The sequence below is a fragment of the Nocardia sp. NPDC059229 genome, from assembly GCF_042754165.1.
Lineage (GTDB): Bacteria > Actinomycetota > Actinomycetes > Mycobacteriales > Mycobacteriaceae > Nocardia.
Genome location: NZ_JBHZAK010000025.1, coordinates 1 through 22175 on the forward strand (window position 1 = coordinate 1; position 22175 = coordinate 22175).

General features: G+C 69.2%; 23 protein-coding genes and 1 rRNA gene. 8 read left to right on the forward strand and 16 right to left on the reverse strand.

Features of this window, described 5'->3' with window-relative positions; genetic code table 11:
• From ACFXHE_RS37240 to ACFXHE_RS37255, 4 genes are all read right to left on the reverse strand, one after another.
• Window positions 1-88 (reverse strand): 16S ribosomal RNA (locus ACFXHE_RS37240); the annotation flags it as partial.
• 560 nt (window positions 89-648) lie between these two features.
• Complete coding sequence (tyrS, locus tag ACFXHE_RS37245) at window positions 649-1938, reverse strand: tyrosine--tRNA ligase (RefSeq protein WP_379389365.1); 1290 nt, start codon at window positions 1936-1938, stop codon at window positions 649-651.
• A 207-nt stretch (window positions 1939-2145) separates the two neighbouring features.
• Complete coding sequence (locus ACFXHE_RS37250; protein WP_354848373.1) at window positions 2146-2571, reverse strand: DoxX family protein; 426 nt, start codon at window positions 2569-2571, stop codon at window positions 2146-2148.
• A gap of 103 nt (window positions 2572-2674) precedes the next feature.
• Window positions 2675-3349, reverse strand: coding sequence for a FadR/GntR family transcriptional regulator (locus ACFXHE_RS37255; RefSeq protein ID WP_379389533.1), 675 nt, complete (start codon window positions 3347-3349; stop codon window positions 2675-2677).
• A 214-nt stretch (window positions 3350-3563) separates the two neighbouring features.
• On the opposite strand from ACFXHE_RS37255, the gene ACFXHE_RS37260 reads away from it, so the two are divergent.
• Window positions 3564-5171: a 2-isopropylmalate synthase gene (locus tag ACFXHE_RS37260; RefSeq protein ID WP_379389535.1), complete on the forward strand. Its 1608-nt coding sequence runs from the start codon at window positions 3564-3566 to the stop codon at window positions 5169-5171.
• Window positions 5172-5177: 6 nt separating this feature from the next.
• On the opposite strand, the gene ACFXHE_RS37265 is transcribed toward ACFXHE_RS37260, so the two are convergent.
• From ACFXHE_RS37265 to ACFXHE_RS37285, 5 genes are all read right to left on the reverse strand, one after another.
• Window positions 5178-5753, reverse strand: coding sequence for a Clp protease N-terminal domain-containing protein (locus ACFXHE_RS37265; protein ID WP_379389368.1), 576 nt, complete (start codon window positions 5751-5753; stop codon window positions 5178-5180).
• Between the two features lie 111 nt (window positions 5754-5864).
• The gene (locus ACFXHE_RS37270; RefSeq protein WP_379389370.1) at window positions 5865-6488 is read right to left on the reverse strand and encodes a DNA-3-methyladenine glycosylase; all 624 of its coding nucleotides are present in this window, start codon (window positions 6486-6488) and stop codon (window positions 5865-5867) included.
• A 91-nt stretch (window positions 6489-6579) separates the two neighbouring features.
• Window positions 6580-6873: a DUF3761 domain-containing protein gene (locus ACFXHE_RS37275; protein ID WP_379389372.1), complete on the reverse strand. Its 294-nt coding sequence runs from the start codon at window positions 6871-6873 to the stop codon at window positions 6580-6582.
• Window positions 6874-6995: 122 nt separating this feature from the next.
• Window positions 6996-7919, reverse strand: a complete 924-nt coding sequence (locus ACFXHE_RS37280) for an RNA polymerase sigma-70 factor (RefSeq protein ID WP_379389374.1) — start codon at window positions 7917-7919, stop codon at window positions 6996-6998.
• Between the two features lie 112 nt (window positions 7920-8031).
• Complete coding sequence (locus ACFXHE_RS37285) at window positions 8032-9219, reverse strand: NAD(P)/FAD-dependent oxidoreductase (protein ID WP_379389376.1); 1188 nt, start codon at window positions 9217-9219, stop codon at window positions 8032-8034.
• Between the two features lie 179 nt (window positions 9220-9398).
• On the opposite strand from ACFXHE_RS37285, the gene ACFXHE_RS37290 reads away from it, so the two are divergent.
• Window positions 9399-10118, forward strand: a complete 720-nt coding sequence (locus ACFXHE_RS37290) for a DsbA family oxidoreductase (RefSeq protein WP_379389378.1) — start codon at window positions 9399-9401, stop codon at window positions 10116-10118.
• Between the two features lie 6 nt (window positions 10119-10124).
• On the opposite strand, the gene ACFXHE_RS37295 is transcribed toward ACFXHE_RS37290, so the two are convergent.
• Window positions 10125-11333 (reverse strand): low temperature requirement protein A, encoded by a 1209-nt coding sequence (locus ACFXHE_RS37295; RefSeq protein ID WP_379389380.1) that lies wholly within the window; start codon window positions 11331-11333, stop codon window positions 10125-10127.
• A gap of 300 nt (window positions 11334-11633) precedes the next feature.
• Here ACFXHE_RS37295 and ACFXHE_RS37300 point away from each other — a divergent pair, with 300 nt between their 5' ends.
• On the forward strand, window positions 11634-12347 hold the full coding sequence (locus tag ACFXHE_RS37300) for a response regulator transcription factor (RefSeq protein WP_379389382.1): 714 nt from the start codon (window positions 11634-11636) through the stop codon (window positions 12345-12347).
• Entirely contained in the window at window positions 12337-13368 is a 1032-nt protein-coding gene (locus tag ACFXHE_RS37305; protein ID WP_379389384.1) for a sensor histidine kinase, read from the forward strand. The genes ACFXHE_RS37300 and ACFXHE_RS37305 overlap by 11 nt, the downstream gene beginning before the upstream one ends.
• Here ACFXHE_RS37305 and ACFXHE_RS37310 read toward each other — a convergent pair.
• The 4 genes from ACFXHE_RS37310 to ACFXHE_RS37325 form a co-directional block, all read right to left on the reverse strand.
• The gene (locus tag ACFXHE_RS37310) at window positions 13295-13750 is read right to left on the reverse strand and encodes a hypothetical protein (RefSeq protein ID WP_379389386.1); all 456 of its coding nucleotides are present in this window, start codon (window positions 13748-13750) and stop codon (window positions 13295-13297) included. The two genes, ACFXHE_RS37305 and ACFXHE_RS37310, sit on opposite strands and share 74 nt — an antisense overlap.
• On the reverse strand, window positions 13747-14853 hold the full coding sequence (locus ACFXHE_RS37315) for a molybdopterin-dependent oxidoreductase (protein WP_379389388.1): 1107 nt from the start codon (window positions 14851-14853) through the stop codon (window positions 13747-13749). The genes ACFXHE_RS37310 and ACFXHE_RS37315 overlap by 4 nt, the downstream gene beginning before the upstream one ends.
• 383 nt (window positions 14854-15236) lie before the next feature.
• On the reverse strand, window positions 15237-15926 hold the full coding sequence (locus ACFXHE_RS37320; protein ID WP_379389390.1) for a DUF2064 domain-containing protein: 690 nt from the start codon (window positions 15924-15926) through the stop codon (window positions 15237-15239).
• On the reverse strand, window positions 15923-16588 hold the full coding sequence (locus ACFXHE_RS37325; protein ID WP_379389392.1) for a glycosyltransferase family 2 protein: 666 nt from the start codon (window positions 16586-16588) through the stop codon (window positions 15923-15925). Before ACFXHE_RS37325 ends, ACFXHE_RS37320 begins: the two co-directional genes overlap by 4 nt.
• Before the next feature lie 125 nt (window positions 16589-16713).
• Between ACFXHE_RS37325 and ACFXHE_RS37330 the strand changes: the two genes are divergently transcribed.
• Window positions 16714-18099 (forward strand): hypothetical protein, encoded by a 1386-nt coding sequence (locus ACFXHE_RS37330; RefSeq protein WP_379389394.1) that lies wholly within the window; start codon window positions 16714-16716, stop codon window positions 18097-18099.
• A 15-nt stretch (window positions 18100-18114) separates the two neighbouring features.
• On the opposite strand, the gene ACFXHE_RS37335 is transcribed toward ACFXHE_RS37330, so the two are convergent.
• Complete coding sequence (locus ACFXHE_RS37335) at window positions 18115-19173, reverse strand: NAD-dependent epimerase/dehydratase family protein (protein WP_379389396.1); 1059 nt, start codon at window positions 19171-19173, stop codon at window positions 18115-18117.
• A 208-nt stretch (window positions 19174-19381) separates the two neighbouring features.
• On the opposite strand from ACFXHE_RS37335, the gene ACFXHE_RS37340 reads away from it, so the two are divergent.
• Genes ACFXHE_RS37340 through ACFXHE_RS37350 form a run of 3 tightly spaced genes read left to right on the forward strand, consistent with a single transcriptional unit; the run spans window position 19382 to window position 21529 of the window.
• A complete protein-coding gene (locus tag ACFXHE_RS37340; protein ID WP_379389398.1) occupies window positions 19382-20116 on the forward strand; it encodes an ABC transporter ATP-binding protein in 735 nt (244 codons plus the stop codon).
• Complete coding sequence (locus ACFXHE_RS37345) at window positions 20113-20901, forward strand: ABC transporter permease (protein ID WP_379389400.1); 789 nt, start codon at window positions 20113-20115, stop codon at window positions 20899-20901. Before ACFXHE_RS37340 ends, ACFXHE_RS37345 begins: the two co-directional genes overlap by 4 nt.
• 16 nt (window positions 20902-20917) lie before the next feature.
• Window positions 20918-21529 carry a TetR family transcriptional regulator gene (locus ACFXHE_RS37350; protein ID WP_379389402.1) on the forward strand — a complete coding sequence of 204 codons (612 nt, stop codon included), beginning with the start codon at window positions 20918-20920 and terminating at the stop codon, window positions 21527-21529.
• A 422-nt stretch (window positions 21530-21951) separates the two neighbouring features.
• On the opposite strand, the gene ACFXHE_RS37355 is transcribed toward ACFXHE_RS37350, so the two are convergent.
• The gene (locus ACFXHE_RS37355) at window positions 21952-22173 is read right to left on the reverse strand and encodes a Trm112 family protein (RefSeq protein WP_379389404.1); all 222 of its coding nucleotides are present in this window, start codon (window positions 22171-22173) and stop codon (window positions 21952-21954) included.
• Window positions 22174-22175 lie beyond the last annotated feature (2 nt).

Below are 22175 nucleotides of genomic sequence, written 5' to 3' on the forward strand. Positions count from 1 at the left end.
TGTACCCCGAAGGGCCTTACCGCTCGACTTGCATGTGTTAAGCACGCCGCTAGCGTTCGTCCTGAGCCAGGATCAAACTCTCCGTTGAAGACTCTCGATCCACTCCCGAAGGAGCCAATCAGAAGAATGTTCGCAGAGTCCGAAAACCTAGCGATATAAACGCCAGCTGGAAATTAGCTGACTTAAATGTCCGACCCCAGCACACGGGGGGTGTGAGGCCGGAACCAAATTAAATATTTGGCACTGACATTCATCGACACACTATTGAGTTCTCAAAGAACACACGCACAAGCAATCGATCCAAAGTTGATTGGATGTCCTGCGAGGCAACTTTTCCAGCCTAGCCGCGAGACTCCGTAGAGTCAAGGGCCAATTTTCTGGCTGGCGTGTTCATGTCCGGCGCTCCTCGTCCAACCTCGTATCCGCTTCCGATGATTTCCAGCCTCTGAGCTGGGCGTTTCGGTCCCGGTCGGTGTCCGTGTCGCTCTGACCTGGACTAAGTTACGCGGCGGATAACGCGAGGTCAAATCCGCTGGTCGCGAAGTCGTTTGCGCTGGTAAACGGGCTGCTGACCGGGGCGATCGGCGACCTGGGCCACTGGTTTGTGACCCAGGTCATTTCGATCTTGTTTCGGTATCGGCGAACCGGTCAGTCGGCCGCGCGGCGCACGCCGGCGAAGTTCTTCTTGCCGCGACGCAGCACCAGCCAGCGTCCATGCAGGTAGTCGGCGTCGGACGGGGTCCACTCCGGATCGGACACCTTCTCGTTGTTCACCGCGGCGCCGCCCTCGTTGACCGCGCGACGGGCCGCACTGCGGCCCTCGCACAGACCCGAGTCGACCAGCAGATCCACGATGGTGGAGGTTCCCGTCGCTTCGGCGACCTTGCCGTCGACCGCGGATTCGGCCAGGGCGGCCGACAGCGTCGACTCGTCGAGTTCGCGCAGATCGCCGCGGCCGAACAGGGCCTGGCTGGCCAGCTGCACCGCATGGGTGTTCGCCTCGCCGTGCACGAGCGTGGTCATCTCGGCGGCCAGTCGCTTCTGGGCCTCACGGGCGAAGGGGCGCTCGGCGGTCGCCTTCTCGAGTTCGTCGAGTTCCTCGCGGGAGAGGAAGGTGAACCAGCGCAGGTAGCGGACCACGTCGGCGTCGGCGGTGTTCACGAAGTACTGGTACCAGGCGTAGGGGCTGGTCATATCCGGGTCCAGCCAGAGGCTGCCGCCGCCAGTGGACTTGCCGAACTTCTTGCCGTCGGCCGAGGTCACCAGCGGGACGGTGAGGGCGTGCACGTGCTCGCCGTCGACCCGGCGGTTGAGCTCCACGCCCGCGATGATGTTGCCCCACTGGTCGGAACCGCCGACCTGCAGCGTGCAGCCGTATTCGCGGCGCAGCTGCAGGAAGTCGTTGGCCTGCAACAGCATGTAGCTGAACTCGGTGTAGGACATGCCGTCCGACTCCAGTCGGCGCTTGACGGTGTCGCGGGCCAGCATGACGTTCACCGAGAAGTGCTTGCCGATGTCCCGCAAGAACGAGACCGTGCTCAGCGACCCGGTCCAGTCCATGTTGTTGGCGATGATCGCCGCGTTCGGGCCGTCCAGATCCACGAATCGCTCGAGCTGGGAGCGGATGCGGCCGGCCCATTCGGCGACGGTGTCGGTGGAGTTCATGGTGCGCTCGCCGACGTCGCGGGGGTCGCCGATGAGACCGGTCGCGCCACCGGCCAGCACGATCGGGCGGTGGCCGGCGCGCTGGAAGCGCTTGAGTGCCAGCAGGGGAACCAGGTGTCCGGCGTGCAGGCTGGCCGCGGTCGGGTCGAACCCGGCATACAGGGTGATCGGGCCCTCGGCCGCGGCCGCACGCAGGGCGTCCAGGTCGGTGGACTGCGCGATCAACCCGCGCCAGGTCAGTTCATCGATGATGTCGCCGCTCACGGTCCCCATCTTTCCATTCCGCCTCTCCGCGACTTTTTCGCCCGGCCTCGGTTCCGTCGCCAGTACTGCATGCGGCCGCCGGTGGAGAGCCGAAACAATTTGGCCGTCCCGACGAGTTACCCCGGTCGCAACGAAATCAGTTGGCGCGTGACATACGAGGAAACCCGTCGCCGAGTTTCGTCGGCGACGGGCTGCGGGTCGAGCGACTATCCGGGGTCACTTCACCAGGTTGGTGAAGGTGGAGAAGGAGGCGCGGCGCTCATAGGCGATCCAGGCGAAGACGCCGACCAGGATGAGCGGGAACACCGCCAGGGCCGGGGAGCCGAGGACGAAGGCCTGGGTGGCGGCGGCGCACACCATGGTGATGGACAGGCCCGCGGCGGCGGGTCCGTTCAGGCGGGCGACCAGCAGGCCGATGCCGCCGGACACCTCGACCAGGCCGGTGAAGTAGCGGAACCAGTCGCCCCAGCCGATCTGGTGGAAGACGCGGACGGCGTCGGCCTGGCCCGCGAACTTCGGCAGGCCGGAGGCGACGATGAAGAACAGGCCGAGCACGATCTGCAGGGTCCACAGCACGCGGTTGCGGAGCTTGCTCGGGGTGGCGGTGATGGCGACGGTCGGGGTGGCGGCGATGGCGGTCATGTCGAATGTCCTTCCGGGGCTTGTCGGTTCGGTGTCGAACTCGCTTGCTCACTAGGACGGGGGCCGTCGCGGAAACTCATCGCCGCTCGGGAGAATTTTTTGGCTAGGGCTCGAAGGCGGCTTTGAGCGCGGTCAGGTGGACGCGGCTGGCCGTGGCGGCGGCCTCGGGATCGCGGGCGCGGATGGCGTCGTAGAGGTGCTCGTGCGCGTCGTGGTCGGTGGCCGGATCGCGCATGGGGCGGATGCGGAGCATGTCGATCATGGCGTGGCGCGAGCGCGGGACGAAGGCATTGAACAGCTCGAGCAGGATGTCGTTGTGGGCGGCGGCCACGACCGTGCGGTGGAAGGCGGTGTCGGCGTCGACCAATCCCTCGACGGAGTCACCGCTTTCGGCGCGGGCGGCCAGGGCGCGGAGCATGGCGCGCATGTCGGCGGGGGTGCGGCGGCGAGCGGCCAGGGCCGCGCCCTCGGCCTCGATGGCGATGCGGGCCTCGATGACGGTGACGATGTCCGAGCGGCGCAGCACCGTGTCCCAGTCCTCGGCGACATCCAGGGCGGTGACGAAAACGCCCGCGCCCTGGCGGCTTTCGAGCACGCCCCTACCTGCGAGTTCGCGTATGGCCTCGCGGAGCGTCGAGCGGCCGACGCCGAGCTGGGCGGCGAGCGTGGTCTCGCCGGGGAGACGGTGGCCCAGCTGCCACTCCCCCGCACGAATTCGCGAGAGCAGGACCTCGGCGGCCTGGGCGGCGAGCGGATGCCTCTGTACCTGCGCCACTATTGCTCGGCCTCTCTACTTGTCTGAGGAGTGAATCCCCTCTAGTCTAGTCCCCATGCTTCTGGGTGCCCTGCTTCTCCTTCACCGCCGCGGCGGGGTCTGACCGACCGGCACCCCGCTAGCGGGCTCGCTGTGCTGCGCCGGTCACCTCCTCCGACGCGAAAGCGAATCTCCCGTGAGCACTCCCCCGAGCTGGAATCGTCAGCAGCCGTCCGTCATGCCCTCGCATCGGTATCGCGATGTGTACCAACGGGTTTCGGTGCCGCTGACCGAACGTTCCTGGCCCGCCAACCGGATCACGACCGCACCGCTGTGGGTGCCGGTGGATCTGCGCGACGGCAATCAGGCCCTGGCCGAGCCGATGGATCCCGACCGCAAGCGGCGGTTCTTCGAACTGCTGGTGGCCATGGGCTACAAGGAGATCGAGGTCGGCTATCCCAGCGCCTCGCAGACCGACTTCGATTTCGTGCGGTTGATCGGGGCCGAGCGGCTGGCTCCCGAGGACGTCACCATCGTTGTCTTCACCCCCGCGCGCCGGGATCTGATCGAGCGGACCGTGGAATCGGTACACGGCATTCTCAATGATGTGGTCATCCACATGTACACCGCCACCGCGCCGACCTGGCGGAATGTGGTGCTGGGCAAGACGCGCGACGAGCTGGCCGAGCTGATCACCGCCGGCGGGCGCGACGTGCTGGAACTGGCCGGGGACATGCCGAATGTCCGGTTCCAGTTCTCGCCCGAGGTGTTCATGCTGACCGAACCGGATTTCGTGCTGGATGTCTGCGACCGCATGACGACCCTGTGGGACGCCACGCCCGAGCGGCCGGTGACGCTGAACCTGCCCGCGACGGTCGAGGTGGCGACGCCGAATGTGTATGCCGATCAGATCGAGTACATGCACCGGAACCTGGCGCGTCGCGACAGCGTGATCCTGTCGGTGCATCCGCACAATGATCGCGGCACCGGGATCGCGTGCGCGGAGTTGGCGGTGCTGGCCGGGGCGCAGCGGGTCGAGGGGTGCGTGTTCGGCAACGGGGAGCGCACGGGCAATGTGGATCTGGCGACGCTGGCGTTGAATCTGCATGCGCAGGGCGTGGATCCGATGATCGACTTCTCCGATATCGACCACGTGCGGCGGACCGTCGAGTACTGCACGCGGCTGCCGGTGCACGAACGCCATCCCTACGCGGGTGATCTGGTGTACACGGCGTATTCGGGGACGCATCAGGACGCGATCAAGAAGGGGTTCGCCGAGCATCGCGAGCGCGCGGCCCGGTTGGGGCAGCCCGAACGTGAAATCGCCTGGGAGGTACCGTATCTGCCCATCGATCCCGCCGATGTCGGCCGCTCCTACGACGCGGTGATCCGGGTCAATTCGCAGTCCGGCAAGGGCGGGATCGCGTACCTGCTGGAGACCGAGTACGGCCTGGAGTTGCCGCGCCGCCTGCAGATCGACTTCGCCCGCCACGTGCAGCACCACACCGACCGGACCGGGACCGAGGTGTCGGCGCGGACGCTGTGGGAGCTGTTCACCGCGACCTACGCGGGGAGCCCGGCCGATTCGGGTATCCCCGCCGACGCGACGGTCGAGGACGCCATCGGTCTGCTGGGCCGGCGTGGGTTCTCGGTCGAGGTGTTGTCGGTGACACATCAGAGCGTGGACCGCGCCGGAGTCGATCCGGCCGTCGCCTACCTGGAGTACCGGACGGACGATGGCGTGGCCTGGGCCTTGGGTACCGGTGAAACCTCCGCCCGCGCCACGGTTTCCGCAGTGCTGGCGGCCGGGGAGCGAGCCGCCCGGGCGGTACCGCTGAGCGTGTAGCCGGAGCTACCCGATGATGTCGCCGAGGACGGTCCCGGTGCCGGGGCCGTCCAGGCGGCGTTCGAGTTCGGCCACCCGGTGTTCGAGTTCGGTGATGCGCTGGCGGAGTTCGGCTTCGGCCGAGGGTGCGCCGGTCGGGCCGGGGCTCGCGGCCATGCGGGCGTCGATCCGGTCACGGAGGTCGTCGGTCGTGGCGCCCTCGCTGATGAGGACCTGCGAGGCCACGCCGGAGCCCTCGGCGACCAGGGCCAGCAGCAGGTGTTCGGGGCCGATATGGTTGTGCTGCAGGCGCATTGCCTCGCGCAGCGACATCTCCAGCACTTTCTTCGAACGGGGTGTGAAGGGAATGTGCCCGGCGGGGGCGCTGTTCTCCTGGACGCCGACCGCCTGGTTCACCCGCTCGCGGAGGCCGGAGAGGTCCAGGCCCACGTCCGCGAGGGCCTGCCCGGCGATCGGATCACCGCCGTGCAGGATGCCGAGCAGCAGGTGTTCGGTTCCTATCCAGTCGTGCCCGAGCAGGCGGGCCTCCTCCTGGGCCAGCACGATGGCGCGGCGGGCAGTGTCGGTGAACCGTTCGAACATGGGCTATTCCACCTAGGGTGAGCTGTCGATCCGTTCACCGTAGTCCTCCGGTCCGCCCGCCGATACGGACTCCGGTGCGCCGCATTCCGCCCGGCGCGCGGACGATCCGGACTAGGCGGAACGATCCAGCTTGGGAGCGCGCGGGCTGCGGCGGTAGGTCGACACCGCCGGGGAATCCGGCAGCCACAGGCGCCACGGACGATCGGCTGCCAGGCTCACCCCGACCCGGGGACCGGCGGATACGGCAGCGGGATCGGTGATCTCGGGGCCGAGTTCCAAGCGAATCGGCGCGTCCGGGTCGAAGAGGTGAGTTCCGTAGTCGTCCAGGCGAATTCCGAGGGCGCTGCCGACATTGCCGGGGCCACGCGCCAGGTCGGCGTCGGTTTTGGCGGCGGGGCGGCGGGTGCGGGCGAGATCGTGGCCCGCGATGATCTCCCCGGCCCGGACGAGGACGGCACTGGCGACGCCGTCGGGACCGCTGGTGACGTTCACGCAGGTGTGCATGCCGTAGCTGAAGTAGACGTACAGCACGCCGGGCGGGCCGAACATGACCGCGTTGCGCGGGGTGCGGCCGCGGCCGGAATGGGCGGCCGGGTCGGGCCACGGGCCGGCGGGGTCGCTCCCGTAGGCCTCGGCCTCGACGATGCGCAGGCCCACCGCACCGGACCAGAGCGTGCTGCCGAGCAGGCGCCGCGCGGCGCACAGTGGTTCGACGGCAAGCTCTTCGGCACTCACGCCGACCTATTGTTCCGCACGGCCGTCCCGCCCGGAGTGCCGGGACGGCCGTGCGGGGCCCGTTACCGCGTCGCCGGAGCCGAAGCGGTGGTCAGAGCCAGGTTGCGACGCCGCCGTGGTGCGAGCAGGTGCCGCTGCGGTGCTGACTGAAGCTGTAGGTGCCGTCCTTGCAGCGGGCGGTAGCCCCGTCCGGGACCGTGGGAGACTGCTCCGGGCGCGGCACGCAGGCGCCGCTCACGTTCTCGTATTCGCTGGCAGCGCAGGCGGTGTGGAGCACCGGCGCGGCGACCGCGGGACCGGCGAGCGCGCTGCTCGCACCGATGAAGGCCGCGGCGGCCCAGGGCAGAATGTGTCGCGCCGCACGGCGCTTGGTATAACCGATCACTACGAAATCCCTTTCAGAATAGCGGTGTCGAAACGGGAGCGGATGCCCCCGACGAGCGCCGAACAGTACGGGACCGCTATCGCCGCGACACCGGATTCCTGTCGACCGACCGATTCGGTGACCTATTCGCCGCCACCCTGTTGCTGAATACCGGCCAGTTTGTCCGGATTCACCTGGAAGCGAATGTTTTCGATGTGACCATCGCGAATGTCGTAGGTCAGAGCACCCACGCGGTAGTCGCCGATCATGGCCAGCACGCCGAGTTCACCATTGATGTAGGCGGATTCGAGGCGGATGCCCGCGCTGATCGGTTTGGCCATGGCGCCGAGCATCCAGCGAGCCACATGGTCGGGACCGTAGAGCGGGCGGCGGGCGGCGGTGACCTTGCCGCCACCGTCGTTCCACAGCGTCACGTCGGGGGCCAGCAGTTCCATGAGCGCGTTGACATCTCCGCCCTGGGCCGCGGCCATGAACTTCTCGGTGATCTCCGAGCGGATCGAAACATCGGTGTCGAAGCGCGGGCGGCGCGAGTGCACATGGGAGCGGGCGCGATGCGAGATCTGGCGGACGGTGGCCTCGGGGCGGCCCAGGAAACCGGCGATCTCGGCATGCGAATAGCCGAAGACCTCGCGCAGCACGAAGACCGCGCGCTCGACCGGGCTCAGGGTTTCGAGGACGACCAGCATGGCGGTCGACACGGTGTCGGCCATCTCGGTCTCCTCTGCGGCGTCGGCCGTGCTGGTGAGCAGTGGTTCGGGCAGCCACGGCCCGACATAGGTCTCGCGGGTGGCGCGCGCCGAGGTGAGGCGGTTGAGCGCCAGATTGGTGACGGTGCGGACCAGATAGGACTTGGGGTGGGTGACCGTGTCCCGGTCCACCTCGTGCCATTTGATCCAGGCGTCCTGCAGGACGTCCTCGGCGTCGGTGACGGTGCCGAGCATCTGGTACGCGGTGCCGAACAGCAGCCTGCGGTGGGCGACGAAGGGATCGATCGAATCGTCCTGCCGGGCAGCGGGTACGGGCTGGTCGGGCGTGTGGTCCTGCATGGGACTCATACCTACCGGGTCTTGCGAAATGAATCCATCGACGGGCCGGGATGTCGCATCGACATCCCGGCTACCTGGGCGGACGCGAACCGGAGAGAAGTTCGGGTCGTTCTCAGCATGCGATCGCGCGGGTGGCACGGCCGCCGTTGGCGAACTGCACCTGCATGTTCATGTGCCTGCTCATCTTGTACACCGGCACCGGGCTACCGCTGACCTGCTCCTTGTATACGACGGCGGCGCGGCCCTTCAGGTACCAGCGGCGCGGGGTGTCGTCGGCCTCGGTGAACTGGATGACCGCGTCCTTGCGGCCCAGGCTCACCGGCTGGTGGATGTAGCCGAAACGGAAGGGCTTCACGGTCTTTCCGCGCAGCCGGCGGGCCAGGCTGTCGGCGGCGTAGGCGGCGGTGGGCATGCCGCTCTGGCAGGTGCCGTGCAGGACGCCGAAGGGCATGCGCACCGCGGCGGCGTCGCCGATGGGCAGGATCTCCGGGTGCGAGACCGAGCGCAGGGTGGTGTCGGTGACGATCGATCCGCGCTCGTCCACGGCGATTCCGGCCTGGGCGGCCAGTGGCGACACCTTCACGCCCGCGGTCCACAGGGTCAGGTCCGAGGCGATCAGGTCGCCAGTGGTCAGGCGCACGGCATCGGGCAGCACCTTGGCGACCTGCACACCGACCTTGCGGACGATGCCGAGCCGGTCCAGGGCGCGGTTCAGGTGCGCGCGGGCCTTGTCGCCCATCATGTGTCCGGGTTCCTGGGCGCTGATCAGGGTCACGGTCAGGCCCGGGTGCGATTCGGCGATCTCGGTGGCCGCCTCGATACCGGTCAGACCGCCGCCGACCACGGTGACAGTGCCTGCGGCAGCGGCGATTTCGGTGAGCCGGTGCGAGAAGCGGCGGGCCTGGCGCGGATCGTTGAGGGTCCAGGCGTGGTGGTCGGCGCCGGGCACGATCGAGGTGTCGGTGGTGCTGCCGAGGGCGTAGATCAGGGTGTCGTAGGGCAGGTCGGTGGCGTCGTCGAGGGTGACGACGCGGGCTTCGGCGTCGATGGCGACGACGGCCGCGCGGTGGAAGACCACTCCCGAACCGGCCAGCAGCTCGGGGATGCGATGGTCGGCCAGTTCCTGCCCGGCGGCGATCTGGTGCATGCGCAGCCGCTCGGTGAAGCGCTCCGAGGGGTTCACCAGTGTGATGTGGGCGTCCAGCTTGCGGGTGCGGCGGGCCAGGCGGATGGCGGCCAGCATGCCGGTGTAGCCGGCGCCGAGGACGACGATTCGGTGAGTGTTGGTGGTGGCGTTCATGGTCGGCTCCGTGGGGCTCGTTCCTGCTGGGTCGGGCATGAGACAGGACAGCCCCGCGGAACGTGACAACCCGCCATTGTGAACTGGGTCACAGCGGAACATTCGGGCCCGGTCGCCGGTTGGCAGAGGGGTGGCCGGACCATCCGGCCTGCGGAAACAGCGTCGGAGTGTGAGGTGTGATGGCCGTACAGGTCGAGATCTGGACCGATATCAACTGCCCGTTCTGCTATCTGGGCAAGCGGCGTTTCGAGGAGGCGCTGGAGGCGTTCCCGCATCGGGATGCCGTGTCGGTGGTGCACCGGTCCTTCGAGCTGGACCCGACACTGCCCCGGGATCACAGCGACGCGGTGGTGCCGCACATCGCGGAGAAGTACGGCATCAGCGAGGCGCAGGCCGCCGCCAATGAGCGCGGCATCGCGGCGCAGGCCGAGGCGGTCGGGCTGCCCTACCTGACCTCGGGACGGGACTTCGGGAACAGCTTCGACATGCATCGGCTGCTGCACTTCGCGCTCGAGCAGGGCAAGCAGGAGCAGCTGCTGGATGCCTTGTACACGGCCAACTTCGCCGAGGAGGAGCCGCTTTTCGGAGATACCGAACGACTGGTTCGGGTCGCGGTGGCGGCCGGATTCGACGAGGCCGCCGTACGCGAGGTGCTCGCGGATCCCGAGGCCTACGCCGACGCGGTGCGTGCCGACGAGGCCGAGGCCGCCCAGCTGGGCGCGCGTGGCGTGCCGTTCTTCGTGCTCGACCGCAAGTACGGGGTGTCGGGCGCGCAACCGTCGGAGGTGTTCGCGCAGGCGCTGGAACGGGCGTGGAGCGATCACGCGCCGGAGCTCGAGATCGTCGCGGACGGCGAGGCCTGCGGTCCCGACGGTTGCGCGCTGCCGCAACGGGATTGAGCGCGGCTAGCGATCGCCGTCGCGAATGATCCGGTGCCCGAACCCCGAGATGTCCTGCAGGTACGCGCTGCGCTCCCCGGATCGGAGTCGGAGCAGGTCGTCTGCGATCACGAAGCCGTAGGCGACCAGCATCAGGATCACGAGCTGTCCCCAGGCCACCCAGGCGATGCCGATCGGCGCGGTGGCCAGGACGGCGATCGCGGCGATGAATCGCAGACCCGGGCGGGGAATGCCCAGGGCCAGCCGGAACAGGCACTGGCCCAGCAGGAACAGGGCCACGCCGCCCGAAAGCGCCAGTGCCGCGGCCTTACTCGCGGGCTGATTGCCGTGCCCGATGGTCATGGAGATGCCGGCCGCGGTCAGGATGATGCCGAGCACCAGCACGAACAGTGAATAGCCGTAGGCGAGTACCGCGGTGCGGATCTGCGCCGGGCCCCGCAGTGCCCGCAGCCGGTGCTCGCCGCGCTCGTCGTCGAAGCCGAAATAGGCCCACCACAGCACATATCCGAGGGTGAGGCCGAGGCCGGCGGTCGCGACCAGGCCGACGGTGAGGTCCATACCGGTCAGGTTCGCGCCGATGGCCACCACCGATTCGCCCAGCGCGATGATCACGACCAGACCGTGGCGTTCGCAGAAATGGCTGGGGCGGATGACGAATCCCTCGGTACGGGCCAGGTACGGCGAGACCACCTGCACCGCGACCGCGATCATCCACAGCACGGCGCGCACCCAGCCCTCGGCGATGCCGCCCGCCAGTACCAGCGCCGCGGACACGGCATTGAGCGGCGCGAGACGCAGGATCGCGGAGCTCGCCCCCCGGCTGCCCGACCTCGCGAACATGACGCTGTGCACCGTGTTGATCACGAAGTACCCGAGCCCGAAGGCCAGCCCGGAACCCTGGAACGCACTCGGAATCGCGAGGGCGATGACGAAGAAGCCGAACATGCCGATGAGCAGGAACGTGCGGCGCGACGAATTGCTCGGGGCGACCTCATTGGTGAGGAAGACGTACCCGCTGTACATCCACCAGATGATGGCGAACATGAGCGCCACATGCCCCAGCTCGGACCAGCCGGGATGGTGGGTGAAGGCGTGGGCGAGCTGGGTGATGGTGAAGACGAAGACGAGGTCGAAGAACAGTTCCAGGGTCGAGGCCCGGACCTGTCCGCCTTCCGCTTCGACCTCGCCGGCCGGGCCGGACATATCGCTGGTCACGTCCAGAGCGTAGAGCCGCCCGGCTCCGGCCGCCGCTTGCGCCCGGCCGCCGGCCGATCCCGCGCTCGGTGCGCCCAGCACCGCGCCAGCCAGGCGATCGGCCGCCCCGATACCGTGACCGCGGCGACCACGCGGAGCTCGGCGGCCGCGGCCGGCTCGGGGCGCGTTCGATGCCCACTCGCACCCATCGCACGGGCGTTCCGGGCGCCGTCGCGCGGGGTGGTGACGAAACTGTGACGGCGACTGCGGGAATGGCTCGGACCAGGTGATTCGCGGTTCGACGCCGCCTAGGGTGGGGAGATGCGGATTCTGGTGGCGGATGACGATCCCGTGGTGCGCGAGGTGGTGCGGCGGTATCTGGAGCGGGACGGGCTCGAGGTGGTCGAGACCGCGGACGGGCCTGCGACCGCAGCCGTGCTGGCCCGGAACGAGATCGATCTGGCGGTGCTGGATGTGATGATGCCGCCGCCGGATGGGATCGATCTGACGCGGGCCGTGCGCGCGGGCGCGCATCCGGAGACGCCGATCATTCTGCTGACCGCGCTCGGCGAGGAGGACGATCGGGTGGTCGGGCTGCAGGCGGGGGCGGACGACTATGTGACCAAGCCGTTCAGTCCGCGCGAGCTGGCGCTGCGGGTGGCGTCGGTGCTGCGGCGCACGCATCCGCAGCCGGTGGCCGACGAGGTGCTGCGCGGGGACGGGGTGGAGTTGAACCGGGCGGCGCGGACCGTGGTGGCCGGTGGGATGCCGGTCGAATTGACCGCGCGCGAATTCGATCTGCTGGCCTTCCTGCTGGCGCACCAGCGGCGCGTCTTCAGCCGGCAGGAGTTGCTGGCCGAGGTGTGGGGCTGGAACTTCGGCGACCTGTCCACGGTCACCGTGCACGTGAAGCGGTTGCGCGCCAAACTCGGCGCCGCACATCGGATCGAGACGGTGTGGGGTCGCGGATATGCCTGGGGCCGCGCCGATCTCGGCACCGATCCAGGAACCGAGGAGGTGTCCGGTGCCGACTGATACACCCGGGCTGATCGGGTACGCGCTGGCGGGAACGCTGCCGGTGGTGGTGATCGGCGCACTGCTGCTGCGCTACACCCGCAATCGCGCGATGACCACGAGCATGGCCGTGCTGGTGCTGATTCCGACGCTGGCCACGCTGTGCGGGGTGGTGGCGGTGAGCGGGCTCATGTTCGGGGCCGAATTCGAGCGCACGGCAGTGGTATTGGCCGTCGTCACCGCCGTCACGGTGCCCGCGGCTATTCTGCTCGGCCGCGAGCAGGCCCGCGCCACGGTGTGGGAGCGCGAGATGCTCGAGCAGGAGCGCGCGGCGGAACGGTCCCGGCGCGAGCTGGTGGCCTGGGTCAGCCACGATCTGCGCACCCCGCTGGCGGGGATTCGCGCCATGGGCGAGGCGCTGCTGGACGGGGTGGTGTCGCGTCCCGAGGATGTGCAGCGGTACGCGGACCAGATTGTGCGCGAGACGAATCGGCTCTCCGCGATGGTGGACGACCTGTTCGAGATGTCGAAGATCAATTCGGGGGCGCTGCGGCTGCAGATGGAGCCGGTCGATCTGCGCGAGCTCATCGACGAGGTGCTGGCGGCCAACCGGCCGACGGCCGAACGTGCTCGGATCACCCTGGCCGCAACGCAACCCGAGGACAAGATCGTGGTGGCGGGCAGCGATCGGGCGCTGGGCCGGGTGCTGACCAACCTGGTCGCCAATGCCATCGCGCACACCCCGCCCGGCGGGCGCATCGACATCTCGGCGGGCGCCGACGACGGGCACGCCTGGACCCGGATCGACGACACCGGGCCCGGCATCTCCGAAGCCGATCTGCCGCGCATCTTCGAGGTCGCGTACCGCGGCAGCTCCGCCCGCTCCCCCGGCGCGGCCGAACTCGGCAGCAGCAGCGGCATGGGGTTGGCCATTGCCGCCGGGCTGGTGGCGGCGCACCACGGGGACATCACCGCGCAGAATCGTTCCGACGGTGCGCGATTCGAGGTCCGGCTGCCGCTGCTGACCACCGACGGGCGGTGAACAGCAGGTAGGCGGCTACCCCCGCCCAGACTACAGCGAGCGCGACCAGCAGGCCGACGGTATAGTCGCGGTCCAGGATGGTGGCGTTGCCGGGGACCGCGCCCTCACGGCCGAACACCGGGACGGCGATGAGTATCAGGGCCAGGCTGATGAACGCGCCCACGGCGTAGGCGGGCCACCAGCGGGCGGGCAGCACGAGGCGGCCGAGCGCGCCGGCGAGGGCCGCGGCCGGGCCGAAGACCAGGTTCTCGGCGAGGATGACGCCGATGAACCAGACCGCGACCGAGCGCAGGTCCGGGGTGCTCATCTTCAGCAGCAGTTCGACGCCGTACGCGGCCAGGCCGATGCCCAGCGCGCCCAGCAGGATTCGGGTGATCATCATGACAGTTCCTCGATCGATTTCAGCCATTTGGTCTGCAGGACGCCCGGGCGGCTGGGTGCGATGAGGCGGCAGGGGTAGCCGTGGTCGAGGGCCAGGTCTTCGCCATTGAGGCGCAGGGCGATCAGCGTGGCGGCATCCACCACGTGAGTGCGGGGCAGGACGGACGAACCGTAGATGCCGGTCGTCTCCAGGGACACGAAACGTACGTCGCCGCCCCCGTATTCGCCCACCCGGGCCAGCAGGTCGCGCAGGCGGACACCGGACCAGTGGCCCTGCGCACTCCAGCCTTCGACGCAGGCGATGGGCAGTGCGCTGTCGGCCTGCGGCAGGGCCTCCAGGTCGGCGCGGGAGAAACTGTGTTCGCGGCCACCGACTTTCACCGTCAGCGCGTACTGCGGCGAGCGGGCGGTCTCGGCAACTCCAGCGGCTGTGGCAGTCCGGTTGATCGGAACACCTTGCGGGCCTTCGCCACTGCGTGGCGCGAGCAGGGAGACCCAGCGCAGGAACGGGATCGACTGGCCCGCCACCGCCAGGCCCGCCACGATCGTGCCCAGCCCGGCCGCGGCGAGCACCGCGCGCCGCGATACACCCGGCTGCGCGCGTTCCGATTCTCCGGCCTGTTCGGTATTCGGGACAGGGTCGTCGATCGGGCGCGAAAGCGCCTGCCGCACAACGGGAAGCTTGACCGCCAGATGCACCAGGACCGCACCGAAGGCCACGTACGCCATGGCGTGATGTGTGGTGGTGAAGAAGAACTTCCACGGGTAGAACTGCGCAGTATTGAAGAGCCCGGTCACGATCTCGAACAGCACCGCGCCGATCAGCACTGCCACCGACAGCCGCTCCAGCGCGTCCGGAAGACCCCGCCGCAACGACGGTTTGATGAAGAACCGCGGATACACCGACCAGAACTTCACCAGCAGCAGCGGGATCATCATGACCCCGACCGTCACGTGCGTGCCCTGCGTGAGCCGGTACAGCCACACCGGATGCGCGGGCCACCAGAACCAGTCCGGCGGATGCTGGATCAGGTGGCTGATCAGGCCGGTCACGAACAGGATGGTGATGCCGACGCCGAGGGCAATGCCCGTCCGCGCGGCCACGGCCGTGGAGCGGGCAGGACTCAGCCGATCGGAAAGCGCGACCGGCAGCAACAGTTGGAGCGGCCCGGTCCCCTCGATCCGGCCGGCCCCCTCGACCGGGTCACGATGAGCTGTCCCACCAGACTGGGCCGTCCCGCTGGGTTTAGCTGCCCCGCCGGACTGAGCTGCCCCGCCGGACTGAGCTGCCCCAGCGGGTTGAGCTGCCCCAGCGGGCTGGGCCGTCACGCCGGGCTGAGCTCTCCCGCCCGACTGGACTTTTCCGCCGGGTTGGACTGGCCCGCCGGGCAGTACGGGTTTATCGGGCGGTGCGGTGGGTTCTGACATGGCGTCCGCGGCGGGGCCGGTTCGGGCGGCCACCGCGGGCTCCTTTCCAAGCTCGAATCTCAGAGTGGGGCGGGGGTTTTCGCGGTCACCAGGTCGGCGACGGCGCATTTGAAGCGGCCGCGGGACACGGCCGCTACGGAGACGGCGTCGGCGTAGGTGTCCACGTCGGTGAGGGTGGGGAGGGAGTGCACCCGGAATCCGCTGTGGCGCAGGGCTGTTGCGGTGAGCTCGCCGGTGCGGGGGGTCGACATGGGGACGTCGGTGAGCAGGTGCGCCGGGCGCGGCTCGGGGAGACCGAGGGCCCACCAGCCGCCGTCCGCCGCGGGGCCGAGGACGGTGTCGCCGGTGGCCACCAGGCGCGCGGCCGAGCGGTTCAGCAGGTCGGCGTCGACCTGCGGGGTGTCCATGCCGATCTGCAGCACCGGGACACCGAACTCGGCGGCATCGACGTGGGCGTTGGCGAGGCGTTCGCCGAAGCTGTCGCCGCGCTGCGGCACCACGGTCACCTCGCGCAGGGCGGCGGCCAGTTCGACCGAACGCTCGGCGCGGTCGAGGTCGCCGGTCCAGGCGACGACACTGTGCCGGATGCCGCTCTCGCGCACCGCGTCCAGCGTGTCGAGCAGGGCGCAGGCCGCCAGGTAGGCGGCGTCGACCGGCGAGAACGGCGGTGTGAGACGGGTTTTGGCGAATCCGGGGATGGGCGATTTGGCCACCACGAGCATGGTGGCGGGGACATCGGTCGGGTTCATCGCACGCTCCAGAAGTCTCGGGCGGCACGCACGGTGCCGAGCCAGGAACCGGAGACCTTGGACTCGCCGTGAGTCCGCGGCCGATAGGTGATGTCGCGCTCCAGCACCAGCCAGCCCGCGCGGGCCGCACCGGTGAGCAGGGCCAGTGGATAGCCGGAGCGGGCGTGCAGGTGGCCGAGCGCCTGCAGGCGGTCGCGGCGGGCCACCCGCATGGCGGCGATATCGTGCACCGGCAGGCCGTAGCGGCGCCGCAGCCGGAAGGCGAAGGCCCAGTTGCCGATTCGCGCATGCAGGGGTTGCGCACCGGGTACCGCCGCGCGGCGGCGACCGACCACCATGTCGACGTCGGGGCCGAATTCGGCCACCAGCCGTGGAAGTTCGCCGGGATCGAGGGAGCCGTCGCCGTCCAGGACGGCGACCAGTTCGGTGCGGGCGGCGTCGACGCCGGCGTGCACGGCGCTGCCGTAGCCGGGGGTCGATTCGGTCACCACGGTCGCTCCGGCGGCACGCGCGACCTCGGCGGTGCCGTCGGTGGAGCCGTTGTCCACCACGATCACCCGGTAGCCCACCGGAATTGCTGACAGTACGCCGGGAAGCGCTTCCGCTTCGTCCCGGCAGGGGATCACCACCGTGACCCCGGGTACGGAGTCCAACTCGGTCATGGCCTCGACCGTACGGCCAATCGGGGTCTTCCGGCCCCGGGACACGCATGACGAAAGTATGACAAGACCAGGAGAAATGGCGATCCGGACAGTTCCGGCGGTTTTCGGAGCCTAGGGTTTCCGGCATGGCGAACGCTTCCGCGACCCGGGTCGCGCGCTACGTCTCCACCCGTGTCGACGGCTATTGCGCGCTCGCGGCTCTCCTGTTGGTCTTTGCCGCCTTTGCGTTTCCGCGAATCGAGGGCAAACCCTGGCGGGATCGGCTCTACGCCGGGGCCGCGCCGATCTTCGGTAACTGGCTGCCGCATCTGGGGTGGGGCACGGTGCCGGCCGTCGCCCTCGCCGTGGCCGTGGTGCGTTTCGGCCCCGATCTGGCACGGCGGCTGTCGTGGGGACGACTGCTGCTGGCGGCGTGGGCGACGGCGACGGCGTGGGCGTTCGCACTGGCCATGGTGGACGGCTGGCAGCGCGGCTTCGCCGGGCGGCTCACCACCCGCGACGAGTACCTGCACGAGGTCGGCGGAGTGCACGACATCGGGGCCATGCTGCGCGGATTCTCCGGGCGCATCCTGGATTTCCAGCCCGATTCGTGGACCACCCACGTGTCCGGGCATCCGCCGGGCGCGCTGCTGGTGTTCGTGCTGCTGGACCGGATCGGATTGGGCGGCGGAGCCTGGGCGGGACTGCTGTGCGTGCTGGCCGGGACCAGTGCCGCGGCGGCGGTGCCGTTCGCCATCCGGGCGCTGGGGTCCGAGCATCGGGCCCGGGCCGCAACGCCTTTCCTCGCGCTCATGCCCGCGGTCATCTGGATCGCGGTCTCCGCGGACGGGCTCTTCGCCGGGGTGGGCGCCTGGGCGGTGGCATTGCTGGCGTTGGCGACCCGGCTGGAGCGCGGCTGGCCCCTGCTCGCGCTGGCGTCCGGAGTGCTGTTCGGGTTCACCATTTTCCTGAATTACGGCCTGGTGCTCATGGTGATTCCGGCCGCGGCGGTGCTGCTGGCCCGGTCGCTGCGGCCCGCGCTGCCGGCGCTCGCGGGTGCGCTGGCGGTGGTGGCAGTCTTCGCGGCGGCGGGATTCTGGTGGCTGACCGGCTATCACCTTGTGGTGCAGCGCTACTACCAGGGCATTGCCCGCGAGCGGCCCTACTCGTACTGGGTCTGGGGCAATCTCGCGGCGACGGTGTGCGCGGTGGGGCTGGCCACCGCCGCCGCGGGCAGCCGGGTGCTGGTCGAACTGGAGATCCTGCCGGTGCAGCCGTGGCGGAACTGGCTCTCGCGCTGGCGCTCCCATGTCGATCCGGCGGCGCTATTGGCCGCCGCCGGGATCACCGCCATCCTCATCGCGGACATCAGCGGGCTGAGCAAGGCCGAGACCGAACGCATCTGGCTGCCGTTCGATGTGTGGGCGCTGTCGGCGACCGCGCTGCTCCCCCGCCACAGCACGCGCTTCTGGCTCGCCGCGCAGGCGGCGGGGGCGCTGCTCGTCAACCACCTGATCCTGACGAATTGGTAGTCGCCGCAGCCGAATTCACCGCCAGGTGGGGGCTCCGTTCCCGGCGGCGGAGCGTAAAGGCGCGGTCGCGAATTCGGCGAGCCCCAGACTCGGGGTGACGGCGGCGACGAAACCCAGTGAGCGGCGTGCGCGTTCGGGACTCGCCACGATGTGGCGGACGTCGCCGGCGCGGTAGTCGCCCGTCACCACGGGCTGTTTGCCGCCGCAGGCGCGGGCCAGGGTGGCGGCCACCTCGCCGATGGTGATGGGGGTGCCCGAGGCGATATTGAGCGGGGTGAACGTGCCGAGCGGGTGTTCGAGGGCGGCGACATTGGCCTCCGCGATATCGCGGACGTGAATGAAATCGCGGGCCTGCGTGCCGTCTTCGAACACGCGCGGGGACTCACCTGCCTCGAGTGCGGAGCGGAAGATGGCGGCGACCCCGGAATATGGTGTGTCCCTGGGCATATCGGGTCCGTACACATTGTGGTACCGCAGTGCGGTGACGGTCCCGCCGGTGGTCGCGGCCCAGGCGATGGCGTAGTGCTCCTGGGCCACCTTGGAGGCGGCGTAGAGGCTGCGCGGACGCAGGGGCGCGTCCTCGTCGATGGGCGCCCAGGTGAGGGGACGGCCGTCGGGGCCGCGGTAGTCGAAGCGGCCGTTGTCGAGATCGGTGCGGGTGCGCGGGGCCGGCTCAGCGAGCACGCCCGCGGAATCGACGTAGCGGCCCTCGCCGTAGACCACCATCGAGGAGGCCAGCACCAGGTGGCGGCAGTGGGCGCGGTGCATGGCCGCGAGCAGCACGGCGGTGCCGAGGTCGTTGTGGCTGGCGTAGGCCGGGGCGTCCTGGGCGCTGACGCCCGCGCCGACCACGGCGGCCTGATGACAGACGACGTCGATGCCGTGCAGGAGATCGCCGAGGGCGTCCGGGTCGCGCACGTCCACCCGGGCGATGCCGGGCGGGGGCACGGCGGCGGATCCGTGGGCGGCGGCGAGCATGAAGTCGGCCGCGACGACCTCGTGTCCGGCGGCCAGTGCCGCGCGGTGAATGTGCGAGCCGATGAATCCGGCTGCGCCGGTCAGAAGTACACGCATGCGGCGATTCTGGATGGACCGCCGCCGGAATGCGCCCGGACTGGCCGACCTCGCGTGATTCGTCACGATTTGGTCAGCGGAATCGGTCAGATACGACCGGATCGCCACGCCGGAAAACGACACGCAGCGGGGTCTTGCCCCCGGGCCCCGGATGAGCGCACAATTCATCACGTAGTGAATTCAACACTCGATGAATTGAGGGTGACCCGTGACGGCACCAGCGACGACAACCGACGCCATCGCCATCGAGCACCTGGAAGTGCGGCGCGGCGGGCATCAGGTTCTGCAGAACATCTCCCTGACCGTTCCCCGGGGCAGCATCACCGGACTGCTGGGGCCGTCGGGGTGCGGGAAGACGACGCTCATGCGCAGCATCGTCGGGACACAGATCATCGAATCCGGGTCGGTGTCCGTGCTCGGTGAGGAGGCCGGATCGCGCGGGCTGCGGCGGCGGGTCGGGTACGTGACCCAGGATCCGAGCATCTACGACGACCTCACCGTGGCCAACAATGTCGCGTATTTCGGTGCGCTGTACGGGGCTTCGTCCGCCGACGTCGAAACGGCGCTGGCCGCCGTGGGTTTGAGCAGTCATGCGGGGTATCGCGGCAACGAGCTGTCCGGCGGGCAGCGCACCCGCGTGTCCCTGGCCTGTGCACTGGTGGCCGATCCGGAGCTACTGGTCTTGGACGAGCCGACGGTCGGCCTCGACCCGGTACTGCGCGCCGACCTGTGGGAGCAGTTCCAGGCGCTCGCGAAGCAGGGCCGGACACTGCTGGTTTCGAGCCACGTCATGGACGAGGCCGAGCACTGCGACCGGCTGCTGCTCATGCGGGAAGGCCGGCTGCTGGCGCAGCTCACGCCCGCCGAATTGCGGTCCGACACCGGCGAATCCAGTCTGGAGAACGCCTTCCTCAAGTTGATCCGGATGGGAGAAGAGCTGTGACCGCGACACTTTCACGCCCCGCGGGCCCACGGCCACTGGGCTGCTACACCGCCACCACCGTGCGCATCCTGCGCCAGCTGCGCGCCGACAGGCGCACGGTCGCCATGATCGTGCTGGTGCCCGCGCTGCTCATGACGCTGCTGTATTTCGTGTACAAGAACTATCCGACCATGCCGGGCGCGCCGCGGCTGTTCGACCGGGTCGGCATCACCATGCTCGGCATCCTGCCGTTCGTGGTCATGTTCCTCATCACCGCCATCGCCATGCAGCGCGAACGGGTTTCGGGCACGCTGGAACGGTTGATGACCACGCCGCTGTCCAAGATGGACCTGCTGGCCGGGTACGGGACCGCGTTCTCCATCGCGGCCGCGGTGCAGGCGGCGGTGGCCTGCCTGGTGGCGTTCTGGCTGCTCGGATTGAACGCGGCGGGCAGCCCGGGGCTGGTGGTGCTGATCGCGGTGGTCGACGCGGTGCTCGGGGTCGCGCTGGGCCTGCTGGCAAGCGCGTTCGCGCGCACCGAGTTTCAGGCCGTACAGTTCATGCCCGTGATCGTGCTGCCGCAATTCTTCCTGTGCGGCCTGCTGGTGCCACGCGGTCAGCTGCCGAGCTGGCTGGAGGCGATCAGCAATGTGCTGCCGCTCAGCTACGCCGTCGACGCGCTGGAGCAGGTGTCCACGCACACCGGGGCCACCTGGCAGATGTGGCGGGATGTGCTGATCGTGGCCGTCTTCGCCGCCGTCGCACTGGGATTGGGCGCGGCCACCCTACGCCGGCGCACCGCATGACCGGGAGACACGCGGCGTGAGCGGAGGCAACGGGACCCGCAGCGGTCGGCGTCCGGGCAATTCCGGCACCCGGGAGGCGATTCTGGACGCCGCCCGGGTGCGCTTCGCCGAAGTCGGCTTCGACCGCGCCTCCATCCGTTCCATCGCCACCGCGGCCGGAGTGGATCCCGCACTGGTACACCACTACTTCGGCACCAAACACCAATTGTTCGCCGCCGCCCTGCAACTCCCCGTCGACCCCCAGACCATCCTCGCCGGCTTCGCCGCCGTCCCCGTGGAAAACCTTGGCGCCCATATCATCCGCACCGTCGTCGGTATCTGGGACTCCCCCGTCGGCATGCCCGCCGTAGCCGCCTTCCGCAGTCTCCTCGCCAGCGACGACCCCACCCTGGCACGCACCTTCATCCTGGAAATAGTCCTGAAAGAGATTCGCCCCCTGGTCGATTCACCCCCCGGCACCGGCGCCCAACGCGCCGCCCTCGCCGCCTCCCAGCTGGCCGGCCTCCTGGTAACCCGCAAAATCCTCCGCCTGGAACCCATAGCCTCCATGCCGGTCGAAGACCTCGCCACCATCATCGGCCCCACCCTGCAACGCTATTTCACCGGCGATCTCCCCCAGCAGGGCTGACCCCGCCCGAGACATCCACCGGCAGTACCGAACCCACCACTACTGGCCAGCGGTCCCCCTTCTTGCTGCGGCGGTGTCCCCTGTTGCGGCACCGCTACCCAACCCTGCTGCTGCCCTTGCCATCCCTGCGGCTGCGGTACAACGCTTGGGGCCGAGCGACCCACCTTGCGGCTGCCCCGCCATGACATGCGACTGCGGTGCCCCCACGGCCACAATCGCCGCAACGGCGAAAACCCAGAAACCAGGACCCAGCACCACGCTGCGCGAGCCTCGGGCATGCATCAGCTTGGAGCCGATATCGACCAGCAGGGTCGCGGCCGATCCGGTCGCCATACTCGCGGCCGCCACCGCGACCGCGCGAGCCGGCCGACGGCGGGACGCAGCCCGGTCAGCGGGCCGTCATGGAAGGGGCGGCGGGGGGATCAGGATTGGGTGAGGAAGAGGGTGTGTTCGTCGTCGGAGACGTCGCGGGCCTCGTCGACAAGGAGCACCGGGATGCCGTTGTCGACCGGGTAGGCGCGGCGCAGGCGGGGGTTGTAGAGCACGGTGTCACCGGTGGCGGTGTGGACCAGCTGCAGGGGGCCCTTGTCCTGGGGGCAGGCGAGCAGACTCAGCAGGGTGGGGTCCAGGATTTCCTCCGACATGT